Annotated in this window: 16 protein-coding genes; 15 read left to right on the top strand and 1 reads right to left on the bottom strand. The window is 36.1% G+C overall.

All coding sequences use genetic code 11. From position 1 onward, the window contains the following. Positions 1 to 20 precede the first annotated feature (20 nt). The 4 genes from BAQ49_RS17815 (at position 21) to BAQ49_RS17800 (ending at position 2,557) form a co-directional block, all read left to right on the top strand. Complete coding sequence (locus BAQ49_RS17815) at positions 21 to 455, top strand: ferritin-like domain-containing protein (RefSeq protein WP_071746467.1); 435 nt, start codon at positions 21 to 23, stop codon at positions 453 to 455. Between the two features lie 219 nt (positions 456 to 674). Continuing rightward, on the top strand, positions 675 to 1,139 hold the full coding sequence (locus tag BAQ49_RS17810; protein WP_071746466.1) for a DUF2691 family protein: 465 nt from the start codon (positions 675 to 677) through the stop codon (positions 1,137 to 1,139). Between the two features lie 23 nt (positions 1,140 to 1,162). After that, positions 1,163 to 1,678, top strand: coding sequence for a GNAT family N-acetyltransferase (locus BAQ49_RS17805; protein WP_071746465.1), 516 nt, complete (start codon positions 1,163 to 1,165; stop codon positions 1,676 to 1,678). Beyond that, entirely contained in the window at positions 1,679 to 2,557 is an 879-nt protein-coding gene (locus tag BAQ49_RS17800; RefSeq protein WP_071746464.1) for an aminoglycoside phosphotransferase family protein, read from the top strand. Between the two features lie 50 nt (positions 2,558 to 2,607). Here BAQ49_RS17800 and BAQ49_RS17795 read toward each other — a convergent pair whose 3' ends face one another. Further along, positions 2,608 to 4,416 carry an S-layer homology domain-containing protein gene (locus tag BAQ49_RS17795; protein ID WP_071746463.1) on the bottom strand — a complete coding sequence of 603 codons (1,809 nt, stop codon included), beginning with the start codon at positions 4,414 to 4,416 and terminating at the stop codon, positions 2,608 to 2,610. Between the two features lie 240 nt (positions 4,417 to 4,656). Between BAQ49_RS17795 and BAQ49_RS17790 the strand changes: the two genes are divergently transcribed. The 11 genes from BAQ49_RS17790 to pxpA all read left to right on the top strand — a co-directional run bounded on the left by BAQ49_RS17790 (position 4,657) and on the right by pxpA (position 14,552). Continuing rightward, a complete protein-coding gene (locus tag BAQ49_RS17790) occupies positions 4,657 to 5,985 on the top strand; it encodes a YjiH family protein (protein WP_071746462.1) in 1,329 nt (442 codons plus the stop codon). Positions 5,986 to 6,097: 112 nt separating this feature from the next. Further along, positions 6,098 to 6,685 (top strand): GNAT family N-acetyltransferase, encoded by a 588-nt coding sequence (locus tag BAQ49_RS17785; protein WP_071746461.1) that lies wholly within the window; start codon positions 6,098 to 6,100, stop codon positions 6,683 to 6,685. Positions 6,686 to 7,017: 332 nt separating this feature from the next. Then, positions 7,018 to 7,650 (top strand): YdcF family protein, encoded by a 633-nt coding sequence (locus tag BAQ49_RS17780; protein ID WP_071746460.1) that lies wholly within the window; start codon positions 7,018 to 7,020, stop codon positions 7,648 to 7,650. Between the two features lie 154 nt (positions 7,651 to 7,804). Next, positions 7,805 to 8,953, top strand: a complete 1,149-nt coding sequence (locus BAQ49_RS17775) for an acyl-CoA dehydrogenase family protein (RefSeq protein ID WP_071746459.1) — start codon at positions 7,805 to 7,807, stop codon at positions 8,951 to 8,953. Positions 8,954 to 9,353: 400 nt separating this feature from the next. After that, positions 9,354 to 9,590 carry a hypothetical protein gene (locus tag BAQ49_RS34305; protein WP_165616056.1) on the top strand — a complete coding sequence of 79 codons (237 nt, stop codon included), beginning with the start codon at positions 9,354 to 9,356 and terminating at the stop codon, positions 9,588 to 9,590. Between the two features lie 167 nt (positions 9,591 to 9,757). Further along, the gene (locus tag BAQ49_RS17765) at positions 9,758 to 10,435 is read left to right on the top strand and encodes a copper homeostasis protein CutC (RefSeq protein WP_071746458.1); all 678 of its coding nucleotides are present in this window, start codon (positions 9,758 to 9,760) and stop codon (positions 10,433 to 10,435) included. 168 nt (positions 10,436 to 10,603) lie between these two features. Further along, on the top strand, positions 10,604 to 11,155 hold the full coding sequence (lepB, locus tag BAQ49_RS17760; protein ID WP_071746457.1) for a signal peptidase I: 552 nt from the start codon (positions 10,604 to 10,606) through the stop codon (positions 11,153 to 11,155). A gap of 156 nt (positions 11,156 to 11,311) precedes the next feature. Then, positions 11,312 to 12,064: an IclR family transcriptional regulator gene (locus BAQ49_RS17755; protein WP_071746456.1), complete on the top strand. Its 753-nt coding sequence runs from the start codon at positions 11,312 to 11,314 to the stop codon at positions 12,062 to 12,064. Positions 12,065 to 12,078: 14 nt separating this feature from the next. Beyond that, entirely contained in the window at positions 12,079 to 12,792 is a 714-nt protein-coding gene (pxpB, locus tag BAQ49_RS17750) for a 5-oxoprolinase subunit PxpB (protein ID WP_071746455.1), read from the top strand. Further along, a complete protein-coding gene (locus BAQ49_RS17745; protein ID WP_071746454.1) occupies positions 12,783 to 13,772 on the top strand; it encodes a 5-oxoprolinase subunit C family protein in 990 nt (329 codons plus the stop codon). Before pxpB ends, BAQ49_RS17745 begins: the two co-directional genes overlap by 10 nt. 18 nt (positions 13,773 to 13,790) lie before the next feature. Then, positions 13,791 to 14,552 carry a 5-oxoprolinase subunit PxpA gene (gene pxpA, locus BAQ49_RS17740; protein WP_071746453.1) on the top strand — a complete coding sequence of 254 codons (762 nt, stop codon included), beginning with the start codon at positions 13,791 to 13,793 and terminating at the stop codon, positions 14,550 to 14,552. The last annotated feature ends 80 nt before the right edge of the window (positions 14,553 to 14,632 follow it).

Genomic DNA, 14,632 nt, shown 5'->3' with positions numbered 1-14,632 from the left:
GAAATTATGGAGGGGATACGATGTATAATTCGAATTATCATGATTGGTATAGGCAGAATGATAAGTTGATAAGTGATATTGAAAAAGCTATAAACGGAGAGTATAGCGCTATAAGCTGTTACGCAAAATTAGCTAACATGGCTCCAAATCCAGTAGAACGAAATCAGATTCTTGAAATTCGTAATGATGAAATAAAGCATTTTCAAAACTTTGTCCAAATTTATACGAACTTAACTGGCAGGCAGCCTAAACCACAGATTACCGAAGACTGCCCGAATACGTACTTACAAGGATTAGAATTCGCTATACAGGATGAGCAAAGGACAGTAGATTTTTATTTGGAGATTTCAGATGAAGCATCAGATGCATCTATGAAAGATTTGTTGCGCAGAATAGCTGCAGATGAACAAAATCATGCGGTGTGGTTTTTATATTATTTTGTGAAGTCGAAATGAATAGCTGATGTGACGAACATATTAGAAATTATTTTAAAACGTAGTGCAGTAATTGAATGCAATACTTAAATATAAGTAGAAGGAAACCGTTTCACAGTAGTGGAGCGGTTTTTTATTGCGATGAAATGCAAGTTACATAGGATTGACAAAATATAGTGTTTGAATTTGGTATATAATGTATGAAATGAAAACGGAAATAAATAAGTTAGGAGCTAACAAATGAAAAGAGGAATTTTTGTAGATGTTCCAAATGGATATGATAATTTACTTTGGAAAGTATTAAAGCCAATGCAAATTTCTTCATTTGATTGGTGGGTGGGAAGTGAGGAGTCATACTTAGTAGCACGTGGTGGATTGGATGATGCGTTATTTCCAGAAGAACCAAGTGTAGTGGAAGGATTAGATTTGAAAAAGTTAGTTAAAGACAACATATATTATCTCATTTTTGCAGATTTAAAGGCATATCCAAAAGGAGAAGCAGCAGTAGATATTGAAACATATGAAGAGTTTAAGGAGAGTAAGTGTGAAGTAGTCGTATTAGTGGTGGATAGTCAATACATACAAATTTATGCGAAAGATCAAAAAGCGATTAAATTGATGTATGAAAATGCAATGAATCAAGGTTTTTACGTTGAATACGTTACAGACGAAAATGATGGTAGAACACGTTTATCCGTTTGGTAGTAATATGAAAGGGGAACGACAATATGGAGAGAAATACTGTTAAAATTTATAACATTCGAATTGCTTCTGAAGAGGAAAGCGATAATATTATAATTCTATTAAAAGAAGTAGCACAGTGGTTACAAGATAAAGAAGTAGATCAATGGCAGTATCTTTTAGGTGGAGAAGCTACGGCTGAAATACTAGAAGGTATAAGAGAGAAATATACGTACGTTGTTACAAAGGAAGATGAAATAGTTGGTACGGTTACAGTATCTCCTAAACAAAATGAATGGGATGAACGTATTTTTGGTAAAGAGGAAGTTTCTGATTCATTATATATTCATAGATTTGCGGTGAAACGGAAGTATAAGAGGAATGGAATAGGAGAATGGATGTTACAGTGGGTAGAAGAGAATGTACAAAGGGATAAAAAGTATTTGAAGTTAGATTGTATTGGGCATAATCGTACGCTAAATGATTTTTATAAGAAAAATGGTTTTGAGTATGTTGGGAGTACGGATGGGCTTAGCAAGTTTCAAAAGAGAAGGGGAATGTGAATGCATCCAATTAACGTAAGTTTAGTTGAAAAGTTAATACAGGAACAGTTTCCTGAATGGGCACATTTAGAAGTGAAACCTGTAAAGCTTAGCGGGCATGATAATAGAACGTTTCATCTAGGCGATCAGATGAGTGTAAGATTACCAAGTGATGCAGCATATGCACCGCAAGTAGAGAAGGAAAACAAGTGGCTTCCTATATTAAGTAAGGAACTTTCTTTACCAATTTCTTCCCCAATTGCGAAGGGGAATCCGTCTGAAGAATATCCGTGGTCTTGGTCTATTAATAAGTGGGTAGAAGGAGAGACAGTTACGAAAGAAAATGTACATGACTTAAATGAATTCGCAACGGATTTAGGATCATTTCTAGTAGCATTGCAATCAATCGATGCGAGTAACGGACCAATAGCGGGTGCACATAATTTTTATCGAGGCGGATTGATATCTGTATACGATCAAGAAGCGAGAGTGGCTATCGAAAATAATAAAGATGTTTTTGATGAGGCATTATTAAAGCATTTTTGGAATTTAGCACTTCGATCAACGTGGGAGCGCAAACCAGTTTGGGTGCATGGAGATATAGCGCCAGGGAACTTACTCGTTAAAGACGGAAAGCTTAGTGCAGTAATTGATTTTGGGATATTAGGAGTAGGAGATCCTGCTTGTGATGCAGCGATGGCTTGGACATTCTTTGATAAGAATAGTAGAAACATATTTAAAGAAATATTACGTATGGACGAAGAAACGTGGAATAGAGCGAGAGGTTGGGCGCTTTGGAAGGCGTTAATTACATATGATGCGAATAGGGATAGTAATGGGAAAGTAGCCGAAGAATCGTATCGTGTAATTCAACTAATTGTTGATGATTTTGAGATGTAATAGAAAAAGCCTATTTTGAATCATATGATCGAAATAGGCTTTTTACATTATTAATCGATACTTAAAGCTTTTTTACCCATTTGATTATAACTGTGCTCAAATCGGGATTTTACCATTGGTTGGTCTTTTTTACCGTCTAATGGGTCATTATAGTAAATGTTACGATCATCTACACCAGTTATGATAATAGTATGTGCATTTCTGTATCCATTTACGGTCTTTCCTTGAGGTGTTTGCCAAGTATGTTCTAGTTGCGGAGCAGTTATTTTGTTCCCTACCCACGCTACAACTGGTTTACCATTACGTACATAGCTTTCTAATACAGAGAAATCCTGTCCTGTTAAATCTGTACCTCTTGCATGTTTATCAAGTAATTGTTTCAATGGTGCTGGGTTAATAGAGTAACCATATCTCTTTCCACTTACGTCACCAACGAATCCGATGTCTGGATCACCCCAAACTGTAACTTTTCCGTTTCCATCAGTCATGCGTCGCGTTGTATCAAATGGCATTTGATTCGCAAAGTCTACTTTATTTAATGAACGTCCTGTGTAGTATTCTAAAAGCATTTGTAGTGAAACAACTGTACTTCCTTTTTGTAGTTCCGGTAATTGATTAATGGCAGGAACGTCTAAGAGAAGTTTTGGACGTAAGAGATAAGACATATTTACCCATTTTGGTCCTTTGTCTGTACGAATTTGTACCCATCCGTCATCTCTCTTAGCTAATTCTTCTATGCCACCTTGTGGAGCATACTTTCCAGATACTTTAGAAGAAAAATTAGGGCTATCGTAAGCGAAAAATGTTCTTGGTATGTACGTTAGTTCTTTTCCTTCACCCTCTTTTAAGTATGGATTCATCCATTGAAGACCTTCGCTAGTGCGAATTTTTAACCAAATGCTATTTTCTTCAACGACTGTTACAGTTTGAGGGGGATATTTCCCAACCACATATCCTGTCCTTGACGGTCTATCAAAGGTAACGAAATTTATATCAATATAAACTTGTTTTTCTTGTAATGGTGTCCACTTTAAACCATGATCTGTAGCAATTTTAATCCATCCGGTTTCTGATTCGTCGAATACAGTAACGGTTTGGGCGGGATATTCAGCAATTATACCTGAATGTAGAGAGGATTCAGGATATATAAAATAATTTTGTTTCATAGAAACTTGCTTTAATTGAATTTCTTTATCTTTTGATTGATCTGTGCGAGCAACTAAACTTGCAGCTTCTGCACGGGTAATAGTGTTATCTGGATACCAATGACTACCACCATAGCCCGCTGAAATACGAAGAGCAACAAGAAGATTGGCCGACTTTTCACTCCAGTGTCCTTTTAAATCTTGAAATACAGTAGGTAATAGTTCAGTAGATTTTTTATCTAAGTTATATGAATGAGCAAGCATAGAAGCCATAGCAGCTCTCGTTAGCTTTCCAGAAGGATTGAAATCCCCATTACCTACTCCTTTAATAATCCCAGCTTTTTCAACTGCAGCAATATAAGGAGTAGCCCAATGGTCTTGCGAGTCCTTAAATGATGGTTTAGCTGAAGTATCTATTTGTAAGTTTAATATTTTTGCCATAATAATTGCGGCAGAAGCTCTATCAATTTCAAGATTAGGTCCAAATGTACCGTCTGGTAGACCAGATAAAACTTTTTTCTTTACTAAATAATCAACGGACGGCTTTGCCCACCCAATAACATCGGGAAACTGATAGTGGCTATCGTCTTCATGAATTTCAGGCTGCGCATTATTTTTTTGTATTACAGTTTCACTCACAGCTAAAGAACTAGATGGAGCGATGAGGGCGCCAAGAAGTAGCGCACTTGCCATAGTTATTTTTATTGTTTTCAATTGTACATTCTCCTTTTATATTATGTATGTTAAGTTAATGAATAAATTAACAAAAGGGAAAAATTTGTTACTAATTATGTGTTTTTAATATGTATATGTAACATTTCTAAAGAACATTATATGATAATTTTTGGAGACTGACAATGAAAAAGTAAGATTATTACTTGCTTAATTTTCGATTAATAAGGAGGGATTCAATATAATTATACAGAATATTTAGATAATAGGAGGTGTCGGATTTTGAGTGAAATTGAATTAAAAAGGAATGTAATTAAGACAGGGCGAGAGAAGGGGATTATTCTTCGGTTTATACTCGCTAGTTTAGTTGGGGTGTTTATGTTTTTCGTACCAGTTAGGATAAACGGTACTTCGTCAATTATGATTGATCATATCGTATCGTGGATTCGGACTTCAGTTCCTTCTGTAGTACCATATTACGCATTACTTGTAATGATAATTGGTGCGATTTACCCATTTTATACGAAGAAATGGAATGCATCTATTGTAGATATTTGTTTTTCTATTTTAAAAGTAGTAGGTGTTGTTTTTGGCGTACTATATTGTTTGAGAGTAGGGCCAGCTTGGTTCTTCGCGCCAGACGTTGGACCGTTTTTGTATGAGAAATTAGTTATATCAGTAAGTTTACTCGTTCCAATCGGCTCGGCTTTTTTAGCGTTATTAGTCGGGTACGGATTGCTTGAGTTTATCGGCACGTTTTGTCGTCCGATTATGAGACCGTTATGGAAAACACCTGGGCGCTCAGCAATCGATGCGGTTGCTTCCTTCGTTGGGAGTTATTCGTTGGCGCTTCTTATTACTAACCGCGTGTACAAAGAAGGGAAGTATACAACGAAAGAAGCCGCGATTATCGCTACAGGTTTTTCTACAGTATCCGCAACATTTATGATCATTATCGCAAAAACATTAGACATTATGCATTTATGGAATGTTTATTTTTGGACTACTCTTGTTGTAACATTCATCGTGACCGCTATCACCGTAAGAATCCCACCTCTTAGTAGAAAACCAGATACATATATTACGAAAGAAGGGTTCCCAGAGCCCGTTTATAAAGAGAAAATGTTAGAGCGAGCTTGGGAAGATGCATTAGAAGTATCGAAATCTGCGCCAAGTATTATGAAAAATATCGCAGTGAATTTAAAAGACGGATTTATTATGACAATGGGAATTTTACCATCGATTATGTCAGTAGGGCTAATTGGAATCGTCTTAGCAAAGTTTACGCCAATATTTGATTGGATTAGTTATATTTTGTATCCATTTACATGGGCTTTACAACTTCCAGAAGCGGAACTAGCTGCAAAAGCGGCATCAGTTGGTATTGCAGAAATGTTTTTACCTTCTCTTTTAGTTGTAAGTGCACCGCTTGTTACAAAGTTTGTTATTGCGGTTGTGTCCGTTTCATCCATTTTATTTTTCTCCGCATCAATCCCTTGTATATTATCGACAGATATTCCGTTAAAAGTATCTGAACTTATTATTTTATATGTGCAAAGAACGATATTCACGTTGCTAATTATTACGCCGATTGCATACATACTTCTATAACGAATGAACTCGCTTTAAAGAAAAGCGAGTTTTTTACGCTGTTTAATATATTATATATTAATAATACGTTATTGTTTTGTATGATATAGTTACAAGAGAGGAGGAGGAATAAATGGAAATTAATCATGAAAGAGCAAAGTTACGGTTAATGGATAGCAATGATGTCGAAAAAATGTTTTCAATCGTGGAAGGAAATCGAGATATTTGGGCGTATTTAATCTCTAAAATGGATACTGTTCAAGATATGCAGCAATATGTTCAAAAGGCGATAAAAGCTTATGGGGCAGGGAAGGATTTGCCATTTGTTGTTGTGGATCAAAAGACGAATGAAATAGTAGGGAGTACACGCTTATATAACATTTCAGTTGAAGATAAGACGGTGGAATTAGGGAAAACGTGGTATGACCCAAGTGTGCAACGTACGAGTATGAATACAGAATGTAAGTACATGTTATTACAATATGCTTTTGAAAAGTTGCATATGCGGAGAGTACAAATTAAGACGGATGCACGAAATGAAAAAGCACAAAGAGCAATTGAAAGACTCGGCGCAGTAAAAGAGGGTGTACTTAGAAACGAGAGAAAATTACCGAGTGGGCATGTTAGAGATGCAGTTGTATACAGTGTTATTGCAAGTGAATGGCCAGCTGTAAAGGAACGGTTATTAGAAAAATTAGAATCGTATAAAGAAAAACGATAATTCATATTAAGAAAGGTGTATTGATTGTCTAGTTGAAAAATATACCTTTTTTCTTACAAAACAGTTACGTCTTTTATTTACTTTTGTTTCATCATTCCATTATGATAAAAAATTCGTTACAATGTAGTTGTATGGTAATAAACTTATAAATTACATAAAGGTAAAGAAAACCGCAAACGAAAAATGAATTGATAATCCTCAATTTTAAATGAAAACCCTTTAATGAACATATATGACAAGAAAAATTCCTTCTTTTAAACAAATTCAAACAAAATGATTTGATATATACGTTTTTATATAGAAGTATGGATGATGTGCGGAGGCAGTTATAAATGAAAGAAAATAAGAAGAGTAAGAAAAGAAGAATCTTGCAAGTATTCTTGCTTATGATTTGTTCTATTATTTTATATGTAAGTTATGCAGCTTACGATATCTGGAGTTATCGCTTTAAAACAGATGATGGAGTGAAGACAGATGCTGGTATCGTGCTGGGAGCAGCTTCATGGAACGGAAAACCATCTCCTGTATTTAAAGAGAGAATTAATCATGCAATTTCTTTATATAAGAATGGTAATATTAAAAAGATTATTTTCACAGGTGGTACAAAGTTTGAGGCAGAGCTTGAAGAAGCTCGTACTGCTAGAGTGTATGCATTGAAACAAGGAGTAAAAGAAGAGGATATTTTAATTGAAACAAAATCCCTTTTCACAGAGGATAATTTAAAGAATGCAAAGCAAGTTGGAATAGAGAACGGAATACACACCTATACGATTGTAAGTGATCCACTTCATATGAAACGTGCGATGAGAATTGCAAAACATATTAAAATTGAAGCGTATGCATCACCAACTCCAACGTCAGCGTATAAAACGTTAGATACAGAGATTCCATTCTTTTTTAAAGAATTATGCTCGTATATTGGATATGTAACCTCATTGCCATTAAAGGCATTGAAAGGAGATTAATATAAGGAAAGAACCTATCTTTAATAGGGAATTTTCTTATTGTTCAAAAACATTGTATTTTCATCGGAATAGTGAAACAATAAAGAGGTAGCTTCATATAATCATAATGACAAAATGAACGGTTTATGAATCGAACATAAAAGGAGATTATAGTATGGCACTCTCATTTGTTGAAACAGAAGAACAATCTTTCATTATTGAACAAATAAATAAATTGATTCCGAAGTTCATGGAAAGAGAGCATCAATTAAGTGAATTAGGATCATTTCCGTATGAAAATATGAATGATTTGAAAGATATCGGATATACGAAATTAACGTTACCGAAGGAATTTGGTGGTAGTGCAATTTCTTTATATGACTTCGTTTTATTTCAAGAGAAAATCGCGGAAGGCTGCGGAGCTACTGCATTATCGATTGGCTGGCATCTTGGTATTGTGAAAGAGCTAGCGGAAAATCGCTCTTGGAATGATGAGATGTTCAAATGGTTTTGCGAAGAAGTGCGTAATGGTGCGCTCTTTAACCGGGCAGCAACAGAGCCGAAAACAGGGAGTCCGACGCGTGGTGGTAAACCAGAAACAATAGCGATTCAACAAGGCGAGAAGTGGGTTGTAAATGGAAGGAAAACTTTTACAACGATGGCGCCAATACTTGATTATTTTATTATTTCAGCGAGTATTGAAGGCCGGGAAGAAGTTGGTGAGTTTGTCATTCCGAGAAATACGCTCGGTGTATCCATTGAAGAAACATGGGATAGCGTCGCGATGAGAGGGACTGCTAGTCACGACCTTATCTTACAAAATGTAGAGATAGAAAACCGCTTTTTTACGGATGTATGGGGCGGGAAAATGAAACAAAAGGGTATTGGCTGGTTGCTACATATACCAGCATGTTATTTAGGAATTGCACAATCAGCAAGAAATTATGCAGTTCAGTTTGCGGTATCATACAAGCCGAACAGTTTAAATCATTCTATAAGTTTATTACCGAATGTTAGAAGATTAGTTGGAGAATTAGAACTTGAGCTTATGCAAGCTCGCGTCTTTTTATATCAAATTGCGAAAAAATACGATGAGGCAGAAGATAAATTATCATTGCAAGCAGAATTAGCAGCAGTGAAATATGCTGTAACGAATGCGGCAATATCTATTGTAGATAAAGCAATGCGCATCGTAGGAGCGAAAAGTTTATCAGAAAAAAATCCGCTTCATCGTTACTATTTAAACGTCAGAGCAGGACTACACAATCCGCCGATGGATGATGCAACACTATCTATGCTGGCGGATGCGGCGTTTCGGTCGTGATGAAGAAATAAAAAGTCTGTTCCGTTCTGGAGCAGACTTTTTATTGTCGGTGAATTGATACTCTATGTTGAGTCATTGATATATTTAGAGTTGTGATAGATATATTCGAAAAATCGTTGATATAATTCCGTGTACTATGTCATTGTTCTATTGTGGCTGTACTTCAAGATTCGTACTACTTTCAGAAACGTCTTGATTATGTGCAAATAATGAATAATCACCTGGTAAAGGATTGGCGATTAGTGAACGTAAAGTGAAGGATTTACTTTCATTTGGCTGTAACGTGTGTTTTACTAAACGATCTTCTTTGAATTTAATTGAATAGGTAAAACTGTTTGTACCAGTATTTTTAATTGTAATATGTAAGTCACCTTGGCCGCTAAAGTCAAAGCCTGTACCTGTGTCACCTTTGAATGTATGTGAATTATTAAATGAAGACGAACGAAATGTTTGGATTTTTTCTTTATTACTTGATGAAAGGGTAATCGTTTCTTTTTCTATACTTGAAGATGAGGAATCTAGTTTTGTATTTTGCTTTGTTAATAAAGTAATCGTGCAAAGTGATGTAATTACAATAAATGAACTAGAGATAACGAACCGTTTTTTGCAAGAAATATATATTTATATCTTTTTATAAGAATGTAAGAATATATAATTCCAAGAAAAACATAACATATATTTCATTTATTGTTAATTTAAAAAATCTTTCTTTTCATTCTTCTTTTTGTAGTTTTATAGTGGAATGCTATGCTTCTTATTTCGCCTACTGTATAATGAAAAAAAAGCACGAAAAGAGGTTATCTCATGCTAGAGGTTATTGCAACTTGTTTAGAAGATGTGAAGCGAATTGAAAAGGCTGGTGGAAATCGAATTGAACTCATTTCATCATATACAGAAGGTGGTTTAACACCGAGCTATGCTTTTATAAAAAAAGCAGTAGAAGCAGTGAAAATACCAGTTCATGTTATGATTCGTCCGCATGCAAAGTCTTTTACATATACGGAAGAAGAAATTGAAATGATGAAAGAAGATATTATCGTTGCACAGAAGTTGGGTGCAGCAGGCGTTGTATTAGGTGTATTAAATGAACAAAATGAAGTAGATGAAGAGAAATTGACAGAATTATTATCTGTTGTAGATGGCATAAATGTAACGTATCACCGTGCGATAGATGATACAGAAAATCCAGTGGAAGTGATGAAAACTTTAAAGGGATTTCATAAAGTGACTCACGTTTTAACTTCGGGTGGACAGGGAAGTATAGTCGATAATATTCCAGTGCTTACAGAGATGCAAAAGGTAAGTAATGGTCAAATTCAACTTGTTGTCGGAAGCGGAGTAACGAAAGAGAATGTAAAACAATTGCTAGATGAAACTGGAATTTCTCAAGCTCATGTCGGTACAGCGGTAAGAGAAGGGAAATCATGTTTTTCTGAAATTGAGTCTAATTTAGTACAAGAATTAGTTCAAATGATAAAGTGAAACTTTAATCAGTGGGGGGGCATCCCCCACTGATTATTAGTTGAACCAATCAGGCTTTTACGAGCAGTTGATCCCCACCTAGCTTCTTTGTTTTCGCTGAATTTTGAGGTGGGGTCTTACTGCCCGTTAATGCGGGATAAAATAAACACTTAAGAAAGAGGAGAAACGATGAAGGAAAATACGAAGAAAGAATTATTCTCATGGGCTAAAACGATAGGATTTACCCTTGTATTAATCGCTATTATTCGCGGTGTTTTATTTACACCGTCATTAGTACAAGGTGAGTCGATGATGCCAACTTTAGAAAATAATGAGCGAGTTCTCGTTAATAAGATTGGTTATAGTATAAACGGATTAGACCGTTTTGACGTTATCGTCTTCCACGGAAAAGAAGGATACGATTTAGTAAAACGAGTAATTGGTTTGCCAGGCGATACAGTTGAGTATAAAAACGATGTTTTATATGTAAACGGAAAAGCGATGGAAGAACCATATTTAAAAGAATTTAAAGAAAAGGCGTCTGGTCGTGTATTAACTCCTGATTTCACGTTAGAACAAATCACAGGAAAAACGAAAGTGCCCGAAGGCCAAGTGTTTGTTTTAGGAGATAATCGTGAAGTGTCTAAAGACGGTCGTATGTTTGGATTTATTTCAGAAGATGAAATCGTTGGAAAAGGACAAGCTGTTTTCTGGCCGCTGAAACAAGTGAGAGCGTTATAAAGTAAAGCAAAAGTATGGGAGAAATATTCTTTCATACTTTTTTGTTTGCGAAAAATATATTGATAGAATTGATAGAATATTTTATAATTTTAAATTATAGGTTTGTTTCGAAAAACGGAATTGGAGTTCCGAAATTCGGAACGAAAAGGAGATAGGATGAGTATAAATAAAACGGCAGTTAAGACAATGGATATTTTAGAGTTGTTTTATGAGCATGAGGAGCTAAGTTTGACAGAGATGGTTCAGCTTACGAACATGCCGAAAACATCTGTTTATCGTTTAATTGGTTCGTTAGAAGAAATGGACTTTTTACAAAAAACAGAAAAGGGCAAGTATCGTCTCGGAGTCGTTTTTTTACGATTTGGCCAACTTGTTTCACAAAGGTTATCCGTAAGAAATATTGCGATTCCTTATATGAAAGAGCTTAGGGATAGTTTGGGGCAAGCAGTAAATTTAATTATTCAAGATGGTAATGACGCAATTTACGTTGAGAAGATGGAAGGAGTTCAGCCAGTACGTGTTTATACAGCGGTTGGAAGAAGAGCACCGCTTTATGCGGGTGCATGTCCGAGAATTTTACTATCGTATTTTTCTGAGGAAGAGAAAAGAAAGTACGTAGAAGAAACGGATTTAAAGCAGTTTGCAGATGGAACGATTGTGAATAAGGAGCATTTACTAGAAGTGTTACATATGGCAAAACAAGCTGGATATACAATTAGTTATTCTGAACTTGAAAATCATACAGCGGCTATAGCAGCTCCAATTTTTGCAAGTGATGGAACGGTTGTAGCAGGCATTAGTATTTCGGGATTGGCAATTGAGTATAGCGAAAGTAACATTGCGTATTTTACTGCCAAAGTGAAAGAAACAGCGAACCGCATTTCGAAAGAACTCGGCTTTTTGACATAGAAAGAGGGAGTGGGATGAAATTTTCTGCGTTAGGAGATCAAGCAATTATTGTTACATTTGGTGAAGAAATTGGGATGGATATATACGAAAAAGTGCAACGATTATTTCAAGCATTGAGTCGGCATCCGTTTGCAGGAATGGTTGAATGCGTTCCGTCGTTTACTTCATTAGCGGTTTATTACAATTTGTACGAAGTATGGAAGGAAAATGATAGAAATATAAGACCATATGATTACGTTTGCCAGTATATACGGGAGCTGTCTGATTCTTATAAAGAAGAAGTGAACCGAGATGTGAAACATATTTCTATACCAGTGTGTTATGGGGGAGAATATGGACCTGATTTAGAAGAAGTTGCGCATTATCAAGGATTACAAGTAGAGGATGTTATTCGAATACATAGTGAAACAACATATTTCGTGTATATGTTAGGCTTTACGCCTGGCTTCCCTTATTTAGGGGGATTATCAAAAGAACTAGAAACACCTAGAAAAGAAACACCACGGTTACAAATCGCTCCTGGTTCAGTAGGGATTGGCGGAAATCAAACGGGTATTTATCCGCTCGAAACACCAGGAGGCTGGAATATTATCGGCCGAACGCCTATTTCTCTATTTAATCCAAAAGAAGAAACACCAACATATATTCAAAGTGGTATGTATTTACGATTTATACCAATAACAAAGGAAGAGTACGTATCGCTTGAGGGGGCTAAAGAATGGATGTAGAGGTTTTGCATGCAGGAATGTTTACAACAGTCCAAGATTTAGGACGATCTCATTATCAACAATATGGTGTACCTGTTGGCGGTGCTATGGATAAAAATGCACTTAGGCTAATCAATATGTTAGTCGGTAATGAAGAGAATGAAGCGGGACTCGAAATGACGATCATGGGACCGAAATTGTTAATAAAGAAAACGACATTGCTCGCGATTGGCGGTGCAGATATGGAACCGTTATTAAATGGAGAGCGAATTCCGTTATGGCGCCCTATATTAGCTGAAGAAGGAAGCATGCTTTGCCTCGGAAAAGCGAAAAGCGGTTGCAGAGCCTATGTGACTTTTGCGGGCGGTATAAATATTGATCGTACGATGGGAAGTAAAAGTACTTACATACGTGCTGCTCTTGGCGGTATTGAAGGGAGAATGCTGAAAAAAGGAGATTATTTTCAAATTGGTACAGGATCAGAAGTTACGAGTCGTTTTATTCAAAACTTACAAGAAGAAGCCCGTATAAAAACGAAGTGGGCAATTTGTAAAGATACTCTACCAAAATATAAGAAGCATCCTATTCTTCGCGTTATAACAGACTTTGAATACGATCAATTTACAGAAGAAAGTATAAAGTCGTTTTTTTCGAAAGAGTATAAAGTATCCAATTATGCTGATCGAATGGGATATAGGCTTGACGGAGATGTTTTAAATAGAGTGGAAGAGATAGAAATTTTATCGAGTCCCGTTACATTCGGAACAATTCAAGTACCGAATGGTGGACAACCTATTATATTAATGGCAGATAGACAAACGACAGGTGGTTATCCGAGAATTGGAAATGTAGTTTCAGTAGACTTACCTCTTCTAGCGCAGCTGAAACCAGGAGACTATGTAACTTTTGAAAAAATAACTATGGAAGAAGCTGCACAATTATATATAAAGCAGGAAACAAGTATGTGTCTATTAAAGAAATTTATCGCTTTACGAAGCTGAGATTAGGGGGAAAACATCGTGACTACAATCGATTTAAACTGTGATTTAGGAGAAAGTTTTGGAGCTTATAAAATGGGGAATGATGATGAAATTCTGCCGTTCGTTTCCTCTATAAACGTTGCATGTGGTTTTCATGCTGGTGATCCGTCCGTTATGAGGCAAACGGTTGAAAAAGCTCTGCAGCAAAACGTAGCAATAGGCGCACACCCTGGATTTCCCGATTTAATTGGATTTGGAAGAAGGAACATGCATGTTTCAGCAAGTGAAGTATACGATTATGTTTTATATCAAATTGGTGCATTAGACGGATTTGTTAAAGCTGCTGGGGGGAAAATGCAACATGTAAAACCGCACGGTGCCTTATATAATATGGCGGCAACTGATTCGGAAATTGCAGATGCAATCGCAAAGGCAATTTGTCATATTAACCCTGGATTATTACTTTACGGATTAGCAAATAGTGAGGCTTTTATAAGGGCAACAGAAAAATATAATATAACTCTCGTACAAGAAGCTTTTGCTGATCGCACGTATAAGCAGGATGGAACTTTAACGAGTCGTACAGAAGAAAATGCTCTTATAAAAAATGAGGATGAAGCGATAAAACAAGTACTTCAAATGGTAAAGGAAGGGTATGTAGAAGCTGTTAATGGAGGAAAAGTAGCAGTTCAGGCGCAAACGATATGTTTACACGGTGATGGGGAGAAAGCAGTCCAATTTGCGGAGAGAATATACAGAACATTCGAACTTAACGGTATTTCTATAAATGCACCGAAATAAAGTGAAACTTTAATCAGTGGGGAGGTTCATCCTCCACTGATTATTAGTTGAACCAATCGGGCGTTTACGGGCAGTTGACC

The sequence above is a fragment of the Bacillus proteolyticus genome, from assembly GCF_001884065.1.
Classification (GTDB): domain Bacteria; phylum Bacillota; class Bacilli; order Bacillales; family Bacillaceae_G; genus Bacillus_A; species Bacillus_A proteolyticus.
Note: the sequence above shows the minus strand (reverse complement) of the source record. Positions and strands in the feature narration are given on the sequence as shown.

What these genes read in the sequence shown, in the direction of transcription:
- lepB (WP_071746457.1), top strand. Translation starts at nt 10,604, where the DNA reads ATGAAGGAAAATACGAAGAAAGAATTATTCTCATGGGCTAAAACGATA.
- BAQ49_RS17745 (WP_071746454.1), top strand. Translation starts at nt 12,783, where the DNA reads ATGGATGTAGAGGTTTTGCATGCAGGAATGTTTACAACAGTCCAAGAT.
- BAQ49_RS17785 (WP_071746461.1), top strand. Translation starts at nt 6,098, where the DNA reads ATGGAAATTAATCATGAAAGAGCAAAGTTACGGTTAATGGATAGCAAT.
- pxpB (WP_071746455.1), top strand. Translation starts at nt 12,079, where the DNA reads ATGAAATTTTCTGCGTTAGGAGATCAAGCAATTATTGTTACATTTGGT.
- BAQ49_RS17765 (WP_071746458.1), top strand. Translation starts at nt 9,758, where the DNA reads ATGCTAGAGGTTATTGCAACTTGTTTAGAAGATGTGAAGCGAATTGAA.
- BAQ49_RS17755 (WP_071746456.1), top strand. Translation starts at nt 11,312, where the DNA reads ATGAGTATAAATAAAACGGCAGTTAAGACAATGGATATTTTAGAGTTG.
- BAQ49_RS17805 (WP_071746465.1), top strand. Translation starts at nt 1,163, where the DNA reads ATGGAGAGAAATACTGTTAAAATTTATAACATTCGAATTGCTTCTGAA.
- BAQ49_RS17800 (WP_071746464.1), top strand. Translation starts at nt 1,679, where the DNA reads ATGCATCCAATTAACGTAAGTTTAGTTGAAAAGTTAATACAGGAACAG.
- BAQ49_RS17780 (WP_071746460.1), top strand. Translation starts at nt 7,018, where the DNA reads ATGAAAGAAAATAAGAAGAGTAAGAAAAGAAGAATCTTGCAAGTATTC.
- BAQ49_RS17815 (WP_071746467.1), top strand. Translation starts at nt 21, where the DNA reads ATGTATAATTCGAATTATCATGATTGGTATAGGCAGAATGATAAGTTG.
- BAQ49_RS17775 (WP_071746459.1), top strand. Translation starts at nt 7,805, where the DNA reads ATGGCACTCTCATTTGTTGAAACAGAAGAACAATCTTTCATTATTGAA.
- BAQ49_RS17810 (WP_071746466.1), top strand. Translation starts at nt 675, where the DNA reads ATGAAAAGAGGAATTTTTGTAGATGTTCCAAATGGATATGATAATTTA.